Source organism: Shinella zoogloeoides (genome assembly GCF_030733845.1).
Classification (GTDB): Bacteria; Pseudomonadota; Alphaproteobacteria; order Rhizobiales; family Rhizobiaceae; genus Shinella; species Shinella zoogloeoides_C.
Window position 1 is genome coordinate 453,680 of the sequence record NZ_CP132312.1, and the last position, 15,666, is coordinate 469,345.

Annotated in this window: 14 protein-coding genes; 9 read left to right on the forward strand and 5 right to left on the reverse strand. The window is 64.7% G+C overall.

Translation table 11 applies throughout. The annotated features are described in order from the left end of the window. The first annotated feature begins 616 nt into the window (after positions 1 to 616). Both Q9316_RS22430 and Q9316_RS22435 read left to right on the forward strand, forming a co-directional pair. Positions 617 to 1,441 carry a response regulator transcription factor gene (locus tag Q9316_RS22430; RefSeq protein ID WP_306035529.1) on the forward strand — a complete coding sequence of 275 codons (825 nt, stop codon included), beginning with the start codon at positions 617 to 619 and terminating at the stop codon, positions 1,439 to 1,441. Then, positions 1,386 to 1,919: a hypothetical protein gene (locus Q9316_RS22435; protein ID WP_306035530.1), complete on the forward strand. Its 534-nt coding sequence runs from the start codon at positions 1,386 to 1,388 to the stop codon at positions 1,917 to 1,919. Before Q9316_RS22430 ends, Q9316_RS22435 begins: the two co-directional genes overlap by 56 nt. 24 nt (positions 1,920 to 1,943) lie before the next feature. Here the strand turns inward: Q9316_RS22435 and Q9316_RS22440 are convergent, their stop codons facing one another. Beyond that, positions 1,944 to 2,522, reverse strand: a complete 579-nt coding sequence (locus Q9316_RS22440) for a tyrosine phosphatase family protein (RefSeq protein WP_371878050.1) — start codon at positions 2,520 to 2,522, stop codon at positions 1,944 to 1,946. A 29-nt stretch (positions 2,523 to 2,551) separates the two neighbouring features. Further along, positions 2,552 to 3,340 (reverse strand): MurR/RpiR family transcriptional regulator, encoded by a 789-nt coding sequence (locus Q9316_RS22445; protein ID WP_306035532.1) that lies wholly within the window; start codon positions 3,338 to 3,340, stop codon positions 2,552 to 2,554. A 284-nt stretch (positions 3,341 to 3,624) separates the two neighbouring features. On the opposite strand from Q9316_RS22445, the gene Q9316_RS22450 reads away from it, so the two are divergent. Genes Q9316_RS22450 through Q9316_RS22470 form a run of 5 tightly spaced genes read left to right on the forward strand, consistent with a single transcriptional unit; the run spans position 3,625 to position 9,105 of the window. Then, entirely contained in the window at positions 3,625 to 4,461 is an 837-nt protein-coding gene (locus tag Q9316_RS22450; RefSeq protein WP_306035533.1) for a MurR/RpiR family transcriptional regulator, read from the forward strand. A gap of 25 nt (positions 4,462 to 4,486) precedes the next feature. Next, positions 4,487 to 5,608, forward strand: a complete 1,122-nt coding sequence (locus Q9316_RS22455) for an ABC transporter substrate-binding protein (RefSeq protein WP_306035534.1) — start codon at positions 4,487 to 4,489, stop codon at positions 5,606 to 5,608. 52 nt (positions 5,609 to 5,660) lie between these two features. Then, on the forward strand, positions 5,661 to 7,406 hold the full coding sequence (locus Q9316_RS22460) for an ABC transporter permease (protein ID WP_306035536.1): 1,746 nt from the start codon (positions 5,661 to 5,663) through the stop codon (positions 7,404 to 7,406). Continuing rightward, positions 7,403 to 8,503 carry an ABC transporter ATP-binding protein gene (locus Q9316_RS22465; RefSeq protein ID WP_306035537.1) on the forward strand — a complete coding sequence of 367 codons (1,101 nt, stop codon included), beginning with the start codon at positions 7,403 to 7,405 and terminating at the stop codon, positions 8,501 to 8,503. The genes Q9316_RS22460 and Q9316_RS22465 overlap by 4 nt, the downstream gene beginning before the upstream one ends. Continuing rightward, positions 8,500 to 9,105: a histidine phosphatase family protein gene (locus tag Q9316_RS22470; protein ID WP_306035538.1), complete on the forward strand. Its 606-nt coding sequence runs from the start codon at positions 8,500 to 8,502 to the stop codon at positions 9,103 to 9,105. The genes Q9316_RS22465 and Q9316_RS22470 overlap by 4 nt, the downstream gene beginning before the upstream one ends. A gap of 26 nt (positions 9,106 to 9,131) precedes the next feature. Here the strand turns inward: Q9316_RS22470 and Q9316_RS22475 are convergent, their stop codons facing one another. From Q9316_RS22475 to Q9316_RS22485, 3 genes are read right to left on the reverse strand one after another with little or no spacing between them, the layout of a single operon-like run. Further along, positions 9,132 to 11,360, reverse strand: a complete 2,229-nt coding sequence (locus Q9316_RS22475; protein WP_306035539.1) for a glycosyltransferase — start codon at positions 11,358 to 11,360, stop codon at positions 9,132 to 9,134. After that, positions 11,351 to 11,788, reverse strand: coding sequence for a hypothetical protein (locus Q9316_RS22480; protein WP_306035540.1), 438 nt, complete (start codon positions 11,786 to 11,788; stop codon positions 11,351 to 11,353). The genes Q9316_RS22475 and Q9316_RS22480 overlap by 10 nt, the downstream gene beginning before the upstream one ends. Then, positions 11,781 to 13,505, reverse strand: coding sequence for a heparinase II/III domain-containing protein (locus tag Q9316_RS22485; RefSeq protein WP_306035541.1), 1,725 nt, complete (start codon positions 13,503 to 13,505; stop codon positions 11,781 to 11,783). The genes Q9316_RS22480 and Q9316_RS22485 overlap by 8 nt, the downstream gene beginning before the upstream one ends. A gap of 194 nt (positions 13,506 to 13,699) precedes the next feature. Here Q9316_RS22485 and Q9316_RS22490 point away from each other — a divergent pair, with 194 nt between their 5' ends. Next, a complete protein-coding gene (locus tag Q9316_RS22490; protein WP_306035542.1) occupies positions 13,700 to 13,924 on the forward strand; it encodes a hypothetical protein in 225 nt (74 codons plus the stop codon). A 38-nt stretch (positions 13,925 to 13,962) separates the two neighbouring features. Beyond that, the gene (locus Q9316_RS22495) at positions 13,963 to 15,654 is read left to right on the forward strand and encodes a caspase family protein (protein WP_306035543.1); all 1,692 of its coding nucleotides are present in this window, start codon (positions 13,963 to 13,965) and stop codon (positions 15,652 to 15,654) included. Positions 15,655 to 15,666 lie beyond the last annotated feature (12 nt).

Genomic DNA, 15,666 nt, shown 5'->3' on the forward strand with positions numbered 1-15,666 from the left:
TGTCCGCGACGGCGTGGCCTCCATTCATCTCCTTGGAGTCATCGCCTGCGGGTTGTTGAAGTCGCAAATGTTCACTGTGGCCATCGGATGCGCATCACGCAGCCGATCGCTTGTTCCTTTCTTCGCAATGTCTGATGAGTGCCTCCTCTCAGTTCCACGAGGCATGATGGTGAGGCGTGGTAAATCCGGCGGCGACGCAATACCTTAAGCCAACGTCTTCCCGCCCCCCGACCCGAGATCTCGCCTTGGAACGGGCATACTGTGACCCCAACCGGACGAAGTTTTAAGGTGACAGTTCGATTTAGGGCCACTTGGCAGGGAAGATGTAAATCGGCGGATAAGGGTGGGTAATGGAAGGAACATTAGAGGTAGGTTGATTGATGCGCCTACCGCGTAAGGATGGTGGAACCACCGATTTCCCCCCGGCATGCGGGTTTAATCACGGTTTGTTCCCTTTTTTCGTCCTTGTTTCGCCTTCCCTCAGCCAATTGTACACCCCCGATAGCTCGTTTGAGCTATTCCCACCTACTGCTCCATGGCGTACCGTTCGCCCAAGAAAAAGTTCGAAACGACTTCCCTGAAGTCCAACGGATCGAATGGCGAGGGAGCTCAACTTATGCACGTAGCGCACAATTTGCAGGATCACCTGAGAGCCAGTTCAACGAATACATCCCCGGTCAACATGAATTCTTTCCGAACATTGCTCTTTATTTGTGGCCCGGGCACTGTGTCGAATGCGATGGTGGCCGCGATAGAGAGCGATTTCCCCTGGCTTTCGGTCAAAACCGTCTCGGATCTTAGATTGGCTTTGAAGGAATTCGACCATCCCGTACAGCTCGTCCTGGTCGAGTCCGGCATGGCGTCGCAGCTCGACGACTATTGGCCCGAGTTCACAAAGATTCACACCGCGGCACGCCTTGCCTTTCTGAGCGGCGACGATGCCGAAATGGTCGGCCCCGAGCATCTGGGCTCGGTCGATCCGCAGATCGTGCGCGGTCTCCTGGGCCTGAACACGAACCTGGATGTCTTCCTTTCGGTCCTGCGCCTCGTTCTCAAGGGCGGAACCTATTTTCCGCCGGCCGGCAACCGGCCCGAGAAAAGAGGCTGGCCGGAGCCCCAGGAGCCGCACAACCTCTCGCAATATGTTCCGCCGGAGCCTGCAAGGCCGGCGCAGTCGTCGATCGACAAGCTGACCAAGCGGGAAAAGGAAATTCTCGTCCGGATCGCGATGGGCAACCAGAACAAGATCATCGCAGCCGCGCTCGGCCTTTCCGAACACACGGTGAAGATCCACATCCACAACATCATCACCAAGCTCGGCATGCACAATCGCACGGAAGTCGTTGCGCTTTATTTCGAACAGAAGAGCAGGGAAGCGGCCAGCCATGCACGCAGCACGGACAACAACGAAGGCGATCCCCCGGTCAAGGCCGACGACTAGCAGGTTCCACGACGTTCTCCTGCTGCTGGGTCAGCTCAACTATACGTGGACGAACACCGAAAGCCTCCTGATCCACATGATTGCCGGCCTTGCGAAAGTCGACAAGGAGACGGCAATCGTCATTTTCCTCACCCTCAACACGACGCGCGCGCGCATCGATCTCGTCGAACGGCTGACGAAGATGCAGAAGACGCCCGCCGACTGCCGCCGGGATATTCTCGAGGCGACGCGCCGGCTCTCGGAAGAATCGAAGCTCCGCAACAAGTACAATCACTGCATCTATTCGTTCGACCCCGACAGCGGCCGCGGCCTCACGCAGTCGATGCGCATCTTCGACAGCCGGGAGGAGATCAAGTACGGCAAGGTCGAGGAGCTCGACGACCGGGAAATCGGGCGTATCGGCGAAAGCATCCAGTCCCTCGGCGAAATAAACCGGCTTTTCTGGGCGATCACCGAGCGTTACGGCTTTCCGAAGTAGGACGGGGCAGCGTCGCCCGGGCGATCAGTCGAGGATCGCCATCTGCAGCTCGGCTTCACGCCCGAGCGTCTTCATCCATTCCGTGAACTTCGGTTGGCTCTGTATCTGGCGGCCATAGTGGCGCGCGAGCGAAGCCGTGAGGTCGCCCTTGCGGCCGAGTTGCTCGTCGGCAAAGCCGACCATCTGCGAGTTGGGCCAGGCCTGCGGGCGGATGGCGACGAGGCGCTCGAAGAGGCTTTCAGCGGCCTCGTCCGGGTTGGCCTGCGCCATCAAGGTCAGCATGGCGGCGGTCGAGCGCGAGATTCCCATATGGCAATGAACGAGCAGGTGGCTTTGCGCCTGCTTGTCCCGCTGCGCCAGGAAATCCGTGCCGAAATTGAGGATCGCGGCGACATGATCCGGCTGGGGCATCACGCGCTCCGGCGCGGCGGCGATGATGTCGTGGAAGCGCAGCGTCGTGCGGTGATGCTCGCCATAGGTGGAAAAGGCCTCCAGCTCGGGAAGATCGGGATCGACGATGGACAGGACGTGCGTGACGCTTCGGCCGCGCTGGCCGGGCAGCTCCTCGATCCCACAGACCGTCAGCACTGGAGAGAAAACCATGTCCATGTCCGTATCCTTGTCAGTTCCATTCACGAATTGTCGGTGTCGCATTTGCGCGCGAGCAGCGCGAAGAGCACGTCGAGCATAACATACATCGGTGCGCGGCCCGTCGGCACGATGAGGGGATGGCCGGAGGCGCGGTAGGCGTTGAGATTGATGTTCTCGTCGGCGAGCGAAGCGACGACGGAACCGCCGGGCGCGATGGATAGAATGCGCGCGCCGGCCTTCCGGGCGATCTCCATATTGGCGATCAGGTAGCTGGTGCGGCCGGAGAAGGAGAGCACGAACAGCACGTCCCTGGCGGTGAGGCGCGGGGCGGAGACCATTTGCAGGGTGGGATCCGCATAGGCGACGCTGGCCATGCCGAGCGAGGCGAGGCGGTGCTGCGCCTCGCTGGCGAGAAAGCCGGAGCCGCCATAGCCGTAGACGTCGATGCGCCGGGCATCGGCGAGGAGATCGACGGCGCGGCGCAGCGATTCGAGGTCGAGGTCGAGCCGGGCTTCGCGCAGGGCCTCGGTGGCGCGGTTGAAGATGTCGTCGACGAGGCCGGTGAAGGGGTCGTCTCCGTTTTCCGCCGGGCTCACCGGCGCCTGGCGCACGGCCAGTTGCTGGGCGAGCTTGAGGCGGAAATCGGGAAAGCCGTCGCAATCGAGCCGCCGGCAGAACCGGATGACCGACGGCTCGCTGACCTTGGCGATCCGCGCGGCATCGGTGATCGACCAGGTGATGGCCGTGCTCGGCGTGTCGAGGATCGCTTCGGCGATCCTGCGCTCGGCGGGCGTGAACTGCGACAGGGACTGCCTGATCAGGTCGAGCATGAAACCCTTCGTTCCGGCATCAAAGGCCTCGGTGGCTGAAGATCACAATATATCCCGTCGGCCATCTGCTTCGACGGGCAGGACGATTGATAGTCAAAACCGGCCTGCGCCACAACGAACCATTTCACCGAACCGGGCGTATCGTCTTGGGCCCGCCGGGGTGTCCTCCTTCACCTGCGACGGCATGCAAATCCTTGCAGAAGTTTGCAAGGAATCTTGCGTTCATTGTATTGACTGCAAGGAGGTTTGCCAGAACAATCCCTGCAAAGAAACGTGTGAGCGCCATGACCATCCTCGATCGCATCAAGGCCAAGTCCCGGAAGCTGACGGAGGCCGACCAGAAGCTGATTTCGGCCATGCTGGAGAACCGCGCGGAGGCGGCGTTCCTGTCCGGGCCGCAGCTTTCCCAGCGCGCCAGCGTGCATGAGGCGACGGCGACGCGGCTGGCGCAGAAGCTCGGCTACAAGGGCTTTCCGGACCTGCGCGCCGAATTGCAGCGCGAGGTGCTGCTGGATCAGGACGCGGCGGGCCGCATGCGCCGCTCCGTCGCCAAAGTGGAGCATGGCGACTACCTGACCGACCTCATCGCCGCCGAGATCGCCGCGCTGGAAACGCTCGCTCGCTCGGTGCCGCAGGCCGATATCGACCGCGCCGCCGACATGATCTTCGAGGCCCGCCGCGTCTTCGTCTTCGGCCAGGGCCATGCCCAGTCCGTCGCCGGTTTCCTGCAACGCCGGCTCGACCGGTTCGGCATGACGACGATCGCGTTGGCGGGCCGCGGCCGCGACATCGCCGAGCGGCTGGTCGGCATCGACGGCAACGACGTGGTGGTGGCGCTCGCCTTCCGCAAGCAGCCGCAGAGCTACGCGCCGCTGATGCGCCATGCCGCCGGCGTCGGCGCACGCACCATCCTCGTTTCCGACCTTGCCGGGCCGCTGATGGAGCCGCCGGCGGACCTCATGCTGTCCGCCCCGCGCGGGCGCTCGGGCAGCGAGTTCCAGACCCCGACCATCCCCTTTGCCATCGTCAACGGCATCGTGCTGACGATCGCGGGGCGGCATGAGCGCGAGGTCATCGGAAGACTGGAGAAGCTGTCGGAGCTGTTCAACGACTTCGACTGAAAAAGGGAAAGTGGAGGAGGAAACCATGCTGAAACATCTGTACGCATCCGCCCTTGCGGCCTGTCTCGTCCTGCCGGCCGCCGCGCTGGCGGACGATCTTGACAGCCTGACGCCGGAACAATTGCTGCCGATCGCCCAGAAGGAGGGCAGCGTCACGGTCTTTTCGCTGTCGAGCCGCATCGCCAAGATCGAGAAGGCCTTCGAGGACGCCTATCCGGGCATCGACCTCATCGGCGTCGACATGAGCTCGACCAAGCAGATCGCCCGCGTGGAGGCCGAGCAGCAGGCGGGCGTTCACGCCGTCGACGTGCTCTACATCGCCGATACGCCCATCGTCTTCTCCAAGCTGGTGGAGGAAAAGCGCGTCGTGAACTATGTGCCGCCGCGCATCGCCGGCGAGCTGGAGGACCGCTTCAAGACGCCGCTCCTGACGCAGCGTCTTTCCACCAAAGTCCTGATGTACAATGAGAAGGCCTTCCCCGACGGCTCGCCCGTCACCAATCTCTGGCAGCTCACCGAGCCGGAATGGCAGGGCCGCGTGCTGATGGTCGATCCGAGCCAGCGCGGCGAACTGCTCGATCTCCTCACCGAGATTTCGCTGCACCCGGACGAGATGGCCGCGGCCTACAAGGCCAAGTACGGCAAGGATATCGAAGTCGAGGAAGGCCTCGAGGGCGCCGGGGAACAGTTCATCAAGGCGCTCTTCGAGAACGACCTGATCCTGCTGCCCAACAGCGACGTGCTCAACAAGTCGATCGGCGACGTCGACGCCAAGAACCCGCCCGTCGGTTTCGGCACCTATTCGGACCGTCGCGACAACGAGGAGGAAGGCTGGGCGCTGCAGGTCGCCAACAATGTCGAGCCGGCCAACGGCATCCTCTTCCCGGCTGTGCTGACCATTGCCGACAAGGCGCCGCATCCGGCCGCAGCGCGCCTGCTCATCGACTTCATGTTCGGCGACAATTCCCCGACCGGCGGGCCGGGCTTCGCGCCCTTCAACGTGCCCGGCGACTATGCGGTGCGCAAGTCCATCGCCGACCATCCCGACTCCGTCAAGCTCGGCGACCTGAAGGCCTGGACCATCGATCCGGCGAAAACCGCCGCCGCCCGCGGCCGTATCGCCGATCTCATCATCACGCTCCAGTAATGGGGCGGCCTGCCGGCATGGAGAACGTGCCGGCAGGCTTGGAGGAGTTTTCATGACATCGTCTTCGCTTTCCGTGCCATCGGGCAGCCGGCTGCTCCGATCGGGCTTTCTATTGCCGGCCGTGCTCGTCGTCATCGTCGCCATCCTGGTGGTCGCGCCGCTCGCCCGCATCCTGCTCTCCACGCTGACGCCCGAGGGCATCGAGGCGTGGAAGGCGGTGCTCGCCAGCCGTCTCTCTGCCAATCTGTGGTGGTGGCCGCTGTTCAACACCATGGTCCTCGGCTTCTCGGTGGCCAGCGGCTGCCTGCTGATCGGCGGCTTCCTCGCCTGGCTCGTCGTTTTGACGGACGTGCCCGGCCGCCGCTTCCTCGGCCTCATGGCGACGCTGCCCTACATGATCCCGAGCTTTGCCGCCGCGCTCGCCTGGGGCACGCTGTTCCGCAATTCCCGCCTCGGCGGCTCTGCGGGCTTCTTCGAGACCAACGGCCTTGTCATTCCAGACTGGCTCGCCTGGGGCCTGATCCCGACCGCCGTCGTGCTCATCGCGCACTACTATTCGCTCGCCTATACGATCATCGCCGCCGCGCTCGGCTCGGTCGGGGCCGATCTGGTCGAGGCCGGGCAGATGGCCGGCGCCAAGCGCCCCCGCATCTTCTTCGGCATCATCCTGCCGGTCGTTACCCCTGCGCTGGTCGCTGCCGCCTCGCTCACCTTTGCCGGTGCCGTCGCCAATTTCGCAGCGCCCGCCTTGCTCGGCCTGCCGGTGCGCATGCAGACGCTCTCCACCCGCCTCTTCGGCATGATCGAGACCGGCCAGAACGAGCGCGGCTTCGTGCTGGCCCTGCTGCTGATCGCCGTATCAGCCCTGTTCCTCTTCTTTTCCGACCGGCTTGTTTCCGGGCGCAAGGCCTTCATCACCGTCACCGGCAAGGGCGGGCGCACCAAGCGCTTTCCGCTCGGCGCCTGGCGCTGGCCGCTCTTTGCGCTCGCCGTCCTCATCGGACTGCTGACAACGGTCGTGCCGGTGCTGGTGCTGGCGGCATCGAGCCTTGCACCGCAGAGCGGGGCGCTGTTCTCCAACTGGACGCTGCATTTCTGGATCGGCGAGGGCGGCGGCCAGATGGCCCAAGGCCAGGCCGGCATCTTCCGCAATCCCGTGCTGATCGATGCGCTGTGGAACACCATCCGCCTCGGCCTCGTCGTCGCCTTCACGACGATGCTGCTCGGCCTCGCGCTCGCCTATACCATCGTGCAGCGCAAGGGCAGCCTGCTTGCCACGCTGCTCAGCCAGCTCGCCTTCCTGCCGCTGCTTGTGCCGAGCATCGCGTTTGCCGCCGCCTATATCGCGCTGTTTGGCGCGCCCATCGGCCCGCTGCCCTCGCTCTACGGCACGTTCGCGCTGCTGGTTATCGCGGCTTCCGCGCACAACCTTCCCTTTGCCGTGCAGTCCGGCCGCTCCGTGCTCGGCCAGATCTCGGCCGATATCGAAGAGAGCGCGCGGCTGACCGGGGCGAGCCTCGTGCGACGCCTCTTCGCGATCGTCTTCCCGCTGGCGATCCGCGGCCTCTTTGCCGGCGCCATCCTCGTCTTCGTCAAGATGGTGCGCGACCTCTCGCTGGTCGTGCTCCTCTTCACGGCCACCTCGCCGGTGCTCTCCATGGTCGCCTATCGCTATGCGTCGGAAGGCTTCATGCAGTTCGCCAACGCCATCACCCTCGTCATCCTCGTGGTCTGCCTTGCGGCGTCGTTCCTCGCCCATAGCCTGCAGAACCGCGTCCAGAAATGGAAAGAGTCATGAACGCGCTAGCCTCCGGGGCAGCGGATGCCATCAAGATCCGCAATCTCGTCAAACGTTTCGGCGCCTTCACCGCGGTGAAGGACATCGACCTCTCCGTTCCCGCCGGGGCGTTCCTCGTGCTCGTCGGTCCGTCCGGCTGCGGCAAGTCGACCCTGCTGCGCATGCTGGCCGGCCTCGAAAGCCCGAGCGAGGGGGAAATCGCCTTTGTCGGGCAAACCGTGTCCAGCGGGGCGGGCGGCGTCATCGCCGATGCCGGCCGCAGGAATGCCGGCCTCGTCTTCCAGAGCTATGCGCTCTGGCCGCACATGACAGTCGCCGGCAACATCGCCTGGCCGCTGAAAGTGGCGAAGTGGCCGCGGGAAAAACGCGAGAAGCGGGTGAAGGAAGTGCTGGCCTTTCTCAGCATCGACGCCCTTGCCGAGCGCTATCCGGCGGAAATCTCCGGCGGCCAGCAGCAGCGCGTGGCGATCGCCCGCACCATCGCGCCCGAGCCGAGCATCCTGCTCTTCGACGAGCCGCTATCCAACCTCGATGCGAAACTGCGCATCGAGATGCGCAGCGAGCTGATGCGCATCCACCGGGCGACCGGGGCGACTTCGGTCTATGTCACGCACGATCAGGTCGAGGCGATGACCATGGCGACCCATGTCGCCGTGCTCAACAACGGCCGCGTCGAGCAGTTCGGCAAGCCCATCGATCTGCTGCGCAATCCCGAGACGACCTTCGTCGCCACCTTCCTCGGCACGCCGCCGGCGAACCTCCTGCCGGCCCGCCGGTCGGGCGAAAACCTCGTCTTCGGCGAGACGGCGCTTGCGCCGGCGGCCATGGCCGCGAACCGCGACGAGGTTCAGCTCCTCTACCGTGCCGAGGACGTGCGCGTCGGTGCGGTCGCGGGTGCCCCGTCGCTGACCGCGCGGTTCGCCGAGGCGGCGCCGATCGCCGGGCGCACCATGGTGACCGCCATGATCGGGGACCTGCGCGTCACCGGCATGGCCGGCGGCTATTTCACGGCGACGCCCGGCGAGCCGATAAGCCTCTCGTTCATTCGCACACCCGATGCGGTCTTCGCGACCACCGGAGAAAGGATACATCAATGAGGCTGATCCTCATGCGTCACGGCGAAACGGAATGGAACGCCGAACAGCGGTTGCAGGGCCAGGACAACTCGCTGCTCTCCGAGCGCGGCGTCGCCCAGGTCAAGCGCTTCCGTCCCTATGCCAAGGCGTTGCAGCCAGCCCGCATCATCGCATCGGATCTTGGCCGCACCCGGCAGACGGTCGCGCTGATCGGCCACCCGGATGCGCCCTCCGACGAGCGGTTCCGCGAGCTGGACATGGGTGAATGGACCGGCCGGCGCAAGCCGGACCTCATTGCGGAGCAACCGGAGGAATATACCGCCTGGCGGGCGGGAACGTTCACCCCGGACCGCGGCGAGACCTGGGGCGCCTTCCGCACCCGCGTCGCCGAAGGCGTGCGTGACTGGATGGCCTGCACGGAAGGGGACCTGCTCGTCGTTGCCCACGGCGGCGTCATCCGTGCCGCATGCCACGAATTCCTCGACCTGCCGCCCTCACGCGTCGTCCCGGTCACGCCGGGAACCGCGACCATCCTGCATTTTCCGAAACGGGACGGACGCATCGCGCAACTGGAAGGCTACAACATCGGCGCCGTCGCGCCCGATGTGTCGGTCGCCGACTGACGCCGTTCGAAAGGTAGCCGCACGATCTATAAGGCTTGTTCCGGCTCGACAGGTCGGCGGTCCGAGCGCACCAGACGGGCGTGATCCGCGATGAAGGCCGCGATGCGTGCCGCTCCGTTCTGCCAGGGGATCGAGCGGCACCGCGCACGCACGCGGGAGCGTTCCCAGGGATCGAGCAGGCGGGCGACGATGTCCCGGCAGGCCGGCAGATCCGTGTCGCGCCGCATCATCCAGCCGTAGCCGTTGAGCTGCGCCCAGAGTGCGCGGTTGGCTTGAAGATCCATCTCCGGCGCTTCGTTGGGCACGAACAGCGTCGGCAGGGCGCCGAGCAGGTTTTCGTGGAAGCTGTTGTAGCCGACGGCCGAGACCGCCGCGTCGAAGGCCTGACTGTAGCGGAAGGCCGGGAAGGCCTTCCGGACGAAATGGCGCTCGTTGCCGGAAGCGGCATTCGTTCCGCCGTTGCTGATGGGAGACTTGAGCTCGACGAGAAAAGTGTCCCTGTGGGCGAGGACGGCCTGGATGACGGCCGCGCGGGCCTCGCTCATGTCGAAATTGCTGCCCGAGCCGAGCTGGAGAAGCACCGCCGTTCCGTCCGCCGGCAGGTCGAGCAGCCGTCGAGCCGTTGCCGCATCCTCCCGGCTGGCCGGATCCACATGCAGCACCGGCGGCACGACGAGGCTGCGCGCCTGAAATTCCTTGGTCGGGCCAAGATCGAACGCATCGGCCAGTTCGCCGCGCTCTATCACGGCGTCGAATATGTCATGGTAATCGAGGAACTTGCGATGCACCTCCCGCCACATCGGCCTGCGCACCCAGATGGAATAGATGTCCGGGAAGAGGGCCAGCACTTCGGCGACGGCCGGATAGACCGGTGTCGCGTCATAGGCGATGACCGCCGGCCTGACATGGCGCACGAGTTCGAAAAGCTCCTCGGCAAAGACGGTGTTCCAATCGTCGGGCTCCGCATCCATCGCCCGGTGATGCGGCAGGAAATGCACCTGATAGCCGGCGTCCACCGCGACCTTCAGCGCATAGGACATGGTCGCGAAGACGTGCGTCAGATCGGGCGGCAGGCGCTCGGCTATCGCCATCTGCTGGGTGAGGTGGCCCATGCCGATGCCGTTGGAGGAGATGAAAAGTACGGTTCGTGAAGGCAGTGGCGGCATCAGCGGCGGCGCGGAAAGCGTCTCCGTCTTCGCCTGTGGAAGCAGGGCGGCAATTCGATCCGCGAAGCGGTCGAGGCGATGTCTCGTTTCGGCGAACCGGCGCGCCCGGTCGCTCTGGCTGGCATAGAGGTCGGCATCGGCGGCATAGCGCTCTATGATGGACACGACATCCTGCGGCGTGCCGTAGAGCGCGGCGTCGCCGAAAACCGGCTCGAAGCTCGCGGGCAGAATGGTGACCAGCCCGACCGACAGCGCCTCGAGAATGCACCGGCCGAACGCTTCCGACCAGGCATCGCTGTGATAGTAGACGTAGAAATCCAGCTTGCGCAGGAAACCGGCGACGTCCTCCTGCCGGAATGGCAGCAGGGTCCAGCTTGCAGGCAGTTCGCCATAGTGTTCGCGCAGGAAATCGCCGCCGCCCAGCATCCAGGTTTCGTAGCGCCTGCCGTCGGTCGGATAGGCCGCCTGCGCATCTTCGAGCCGGTCGGGCCACTTCTGGATATGCGGCCGGGAATGCCGCCCGATCCGGATCGGCAGGCCGACGGGTCGCGCCTGCCGCGGCGGCCAGCAGTCGAGGTCGATGAGATTGTCCCAGTTTTCCTCCGTCAGGCGGCAATTGCCGGGAAGCCGCCGCGGCAGGCTTTCGCGCACGCTGGCGCTGACGGGCGCCAGCGACACCGGCCGGCCGAACGCGGCGACCGCGTTGCGGACCACGCTGGGGATATCGTACTGGACCGTACCTGCATGATCCACGGCCGGATGATGCAGCACGACGACGACCTGCTCCGCTTCAATGAGCGGTCGCGGTTGCAGCGGGTTCATCAGGATGCCCGGATGATGCAGCAGGAGGAGGCGCGTTTCGACCTTCTGCAGCGGATCGAGCCGCGTCGTGGTCCCGGTGTCGAGATGCCTGCGGATTGCCGCGTGAACCGGCAGGGGCAGGCCGATGATCGGGCCTTTTACCATGAGCAGGCCGCTGTCGTAGCCGGCCCGGGCAGCAGCCGCCATCTCGGCCGCGAGCGCGGTCGAAGAACCGCCCTCGAAGCGCGCGTCCGCGACAAAGACGATGTCGAGGCGGCTTATCGCCATGACGCGGCCTCTCCTTCCCGCGCCGGTGCGGCCGTAAGGAAACGATCGATGTTGAGGCCGTAGGCGAGCACATGTTCCGGCTGCCACTTGGCGAGCAGCAGGTCCCAGCGGATGCGCAGATAGCCCGGCCAGTCGAGCGCGTTCACATGAGCGGCCTGCCGCTCGAGGGAGGGAAAGTATTCGAACGCCGCGCCCGCCGCCCGGAAATGAAGGAACTCCGGTATGTCGGTGACATAGACGATCCTGTCGACGCGGGCGAAGGTCGCGCCCACTTTCGCGACGATCTCGTCGTGCCCTTCGCGCGGGACGGTGAAGAGTGTCACCATGACGATGCGCTTGCGCCCCTGCGAGCGGTAGATATGAAGCTCGTTGTCCTCGTCGGGCGTCGGTGGCGGCTGGCGGCGGAGGAATCGCAGAAGATCAGCCATCGACACGCTCCCGTTTCATCGCATGCACATCCGGCCACCGATCCCTCGCAATCCGCGTCAGCCAGCCGGACAGGCCGGCAGGGTCGGGCCGGCGCGCATCATGGCAAAAGAGGCATGCCACGAACAGGCCGTCGGCCGGCACCGGAAGCGTGGCCGTCATGCGCGCGACGGGGATGGGCTGCTGGATGACACCGCTCATCGGGGCGAGCGTCAGCGCCGTTCCCGAGGGAGACAGCAGGCGGGCGGACAGGCCTTCGGCGGGTCCGCCGAAGCGGACGGCGCCATCGACGGCCTTGACGGGCATCTGCGTATGGCATTGCCATGTCACCGCGGGTGGCAGGGCTCCTCTCGGAATGAGAAGATCCGCGACGATCGCCGCATCCGCGTCGAGCTGAAATGCGCGGAGGTGGCGAAACGGGGAGGCCGGGTCCGACACCTCGATCGCGAAACGGGTCTCGTCCGCTTCATCGACGATTGTATCGGCTTGCGCGTCGATTGACTGTTCCTGTGCGAAGACGAGGTTGTGTGCGCTGGTTTGCGCCAAGAAATGGGAGAAGCGCTTCTGCGGATCGAAGTAGCCCTCTGCCGCATAATCGCCCCTGCCGAGATCGCAGGCGAGGCGTTGCGCGCCGATCTCCAGCACGAAGCTGCCGAGATCGAGATGGGCGTGATTGGTCCTGTTGCGCCCGGTGCGGACGGCAAGGTAGCTGTCGCCGTGCCGAAGCACGGCATAGCCCGCATCGAAGACCTGTCTTCGCGGCACTTCGCCCGCGCTTTCCGCAGCCCGAGGGGAATTGTACCAGATGAGGTCGAAGGCGTGCGGCTTGCCGGGCGTTTCCCATTGCCACGCCGCCGCCGCCCGGTCGCCGTCGCGCCGGGCGAACCAGCCGGCTACCGGCGAGCGCTCGGGCGTCGCGAGGCTGTCGCCGGCGTTGAAGGTCATTCCTGATGGCCCGACCATCGCACGCGGGAAATCCGGGTGCCGCAACCAGCCACCCTTTGCCGCCGGCCAGCGTTGCGCGAGGCCGGCTTCCTGCAAGGCTTCCTGCGCGAGGACGGCATAGCGGGCGCCATATTCGCCGTAGGTCGCGCCCTCCGGCCATCCGCCTGCGGCGTCGAATTGATCGAGGCCCGATTGCAGGATGGGCAAAGCAAGGTCCAGAACCTCAGTACACAGCGGCGCCAGATCGTCGCGTAGCAAGGCGGCTGCGACGATCAGGCCGCCGCTGCAAACGAGCGTCCAGTTGGTGCCCGCCGTCGTCCAGCCGGACGCGCCCTTCAGCGAGCCGAGGCCCGGGTGGAGCCCGAGGCGGGCAATGCCCTCGACGACCGTCTCCCTCTGCCCCCCGGTCATCACGTCCTTCGACCAGTCGTAGCCGATCGCCACGGCGGCCATCATCTCGGCGGTGTCGATGAAGTGCTGCCGGTTCCAGTCGGGAAAGGCTGTCGCCGCCAGCAGTTCCGCAACGATGCGGTTGCGAAAGGCGGCATGGCCCGTCACCATCCATGCCGCGCCAAGCGTGAACACCCGCCGGCCGAGGAGGCGGCTGGTTTCGAGCAGCATGCCGCGCTGCGGATCCAGCACATGGGAAATGATCTCCGAGCGGCAGATATCGGCGGCCTGCTCAACAATATCTTCCGCGATTTCGGCCGCGTGGGCGCTATCGGCAACGCGCAGCCGCAATGTCTGGGCGCCGGACGGGCCGAACAGGATCAAGGCTCAAAAGACCGGCACAGGTGCATTTTCCGCCTCGCTTCCCCCGAAATTTTCCACCGTCGCCAACTGCAACCATTACAGCACGCCCTACATTAGCTTGACAAGCTGAGGCTGCCGATCTCAAACTGCGCTTAGACTTCCTTCGTTGTTGTATAGTGGTTCCAGTTAGAAGCAACGCCACCCGGGATGCGGCCATGACGAAATTGCTTGCAGGGAAGATTTCTACGCTTATCGCAGCTTTTACGACATCCGTGATCCTCAGCGGATGCGAAACCAGGTCGTCCGGGCGTCCGGAGCTTTGCGAGATCAATCCCGATGCGGCGAGCTGTGCGAAAGCCCGGGTCGTGCGGCCGAAGGCCAAGGTCGTGAAGCCGAAGCGCGCCGTCACCAGAATAAAGCAGAACCGCAACGACTATTGACGGTCGGCGAGGGCCGGACCGGATTAAGGAGCGGCAGGATGACGACGCGTCCAGCATATCTCGCGGTCCTATTCGCGTTTGTCGTGTTCGCGCTGCCCGCAGCGGCCTTTGCGCAGGCCGGATCGACGCGTCTTGCGCTTGTCATCGGCAACCAGAATTACAAGGATCTGCCTGCCCTCAAGAACGCACGCGCCGATGCCGATGCCATGAAGGGTGCGCTCACCGACGTGGGCTTCGACGTCCAGCTCATCGCGGATGCGGAAAAGGCCGGCATGGAGCGGGCGCTGATCGAGTTTCGCAACAAGATCACCGCCGATTCGGTCGTGCTGGTTTACTACGCCGGCCATGGGCTTCAGGCCTCGGAGGAAAACTACCTCGTTCCGACGGATGCCAAGGTCACCGACGCGCTCGACCTGCCTCTTGTGGCTCTGTCCGCCAACCAGATCCTGAGCCAGTTCGAGAATACCGAAGCCGGATCGATCATCTTCATCCTCGATGCCTGCCGGGACAATCCGTTCCTCGACAAGGGCGGCAAGACGCGCTCCATCGGCAACAAGGATTCCATGTCGCGAGGCCTTGCGCGCATTGCCAGCAAGCACACCGGCACGCTGATCGCCTTTTCCACTTCGCCTGGTGACGTCGCCCAGGACGGGACGGGCAAGAACAGCCCCTACACGCAGGCCCTGACGGCGGCGCTGCGCACGCCCGGCAAGTCGATCGAAGCCATCTTCAAGGAAACCCGCGCGAAGGTGGTCGAGACCACTGAAGGCAAGCAGATCCCCTGGGAGAACTCTTCGCTGGTCAGCGACGTCGTGCTGATCCCCGAGGAGGGTGGGCCGAAGGTGGTGGAGGCTTCGCCCTGCGATCTTGCCGCAGCGCATCCGTCCGATCCGGATCGCGTCGGGCCGAGCGTCGAATACGCCAACCTGGATACGCAGGTCGCAATTCCGGCCTGCGAGGCGGCGGTGAAGGGCGATCCCGAGAATATGCGCTTCAAGACGCTTCTCGCCCGCTCCCTCGACAAGGCGGGCCGTGGCGACGAGGCCTACAAGCTCAACGAGGTGGCCATGGCCGCAGGCAGCCTCGCGGCCTACCACAACATGGGCAACCTCTACCGCAAGGGGCTGGGCGTGAAGAAGGACTTCGCCAAGGCCTTCGAGCTCTACCAGTATGCCGCCGAGCGAGGCCACCCGGAGGACCAGAACAACGTCGGCTACATGTATTTTCAGGGCCAGGGCGTCAAGCAGGACTATGCGAAGGCGCGGGTCTGGCTGGAGAAGGCCGCCAATCAGAACTGGGGCGCTTCCTACGACAAGCTGGGGCTGATCTACCTGAAAGGCCTCGGCGCGAAAAAGGATATGGAGCGCGCCACCGATTATTTCCAGAAGGGATCCGACCTCGGCGATCGCAGCGCCATGGTCAACCTGGCCAATCTCTACAAGAGCGGAACGGGCGTTAAACAGGACCTGAAAAAGGCGTTCGACACCTATTCGCGCGCCGCGCGCCTTGGCGCCGTCGCGGCCTATGTCAATCTGGGCAACCTTTTCGCGCAGGGCCAGGGCGTGGAGAAGGATCCCGTCGAAGCCGCCTTCTGGTTCACGCTGGCCTCCCGCGAGGGCCACGAGGAGGCGATGGAGCGCCTGCGCGAGGCGCTTTCGAAATTGTCCGACGAGGAAAAGGAGACGGTAAAGCAACGTCTCGAGGATTGGGCCCGCTCCCGGTTCGGTTGACCGCACCAAAGC

Excerpts from the sequence above, each read along its gene's own strand:
- Q9316_RS22430 (WP_306035529.1), top strand. The coding sequence starts at position 617 with ATGCACGTAGCGCACAATTTGCAGGATCACCTGAGAGCCAGTTCAACG.
- Q9316_RS22435 (WP_306035530.1), top strand. The coding sequence starts at position 1,386 with ATGCACGCAGCACGGACAACAACGAAGGCGATCCCCCGGTCAAGGCCG.
- Q9316_RS22440 (WP_371878050.1), bottom strand. The coding sequence starts at position 2,522 with ATGGTTTTCTCTCCAGTGCTGACGGTCTGTGGGATCGAGGAGCTGCCC.
- Q9316_RS22445 (WP_306035532.1), bottom strand. The coding sequence starts at position 3,340 with ATGCTCGACCTGATCAGGCAGTCCCTGTCGCAGTTCACGCCCGCCGAG.
- Q9316_RS22450 (WP_306035533.1), top strand. The coding sequence starts at position 3,625 with ATGACCATCCTCGATCGCATCAAGGCCAAGTCCCGGAAGCTGACGGAG.
- Q9316_RS22455 (WP_306035534.1), top strand. The coding sequence starts at position 4,487 with ATGCTGAAACATCTGTACGCATCCGCCCTTGCGGCCTGTCTCGTCCTG.
- Q9316_RS22460 (WP_306035536.1), top strand. The coding sequence starts at position 5,661 with ATGACATCGTCTTCGCTTTCCGTGCCATCGGGCAGCCGGCTGCTCCGA.
- Q9316_RS22465 (WP_306035537.1), top strand. The coding sequence starts at position 7,403 with ATGAACGCGCTAGCCTCCGGGGCAGCGGATGCCATCAAGATCCGCAAT.
- Q9316_RS22470 (WP_306035538.1), top strand. The coding sequence starts at position 8,500 with ATGAGGCTGATCCTCATGCGTCACGGCGAAACGGAATGGAACGCCGAA.
- Q9316_RS22475 (WP_306035539.1), bottom strand. The coding sequence starts at position 11,360 with ATGGCGATAAGCCGCCTCGACATCGTCTTTGTCGCGGACGCGCGCTTC.
- Q9316_RS22480 (WP_306035540.1), bottom strand. The coding sequence starts at position 11,788 with ATGGCTGATCTTCTGCGATTCCTCCGCCGCCAGCCGCCACCGACGCCC.
- Q9316_RS22490 (WP_306035542.1), top strand. The coding sequence starts at position 13,700 with ATGACGAAATTGCTTGCAGGGAAGATTTCTACGCTTATCGCAGCTTTT.
- Q9316_RS22495 (WP_306035543.1), top strand. The coding sequence starts at position 13,963 with ATGACGACGCGTCCAGCATATCTCGCGGTCCTATTCGCGTTTGTCGTG.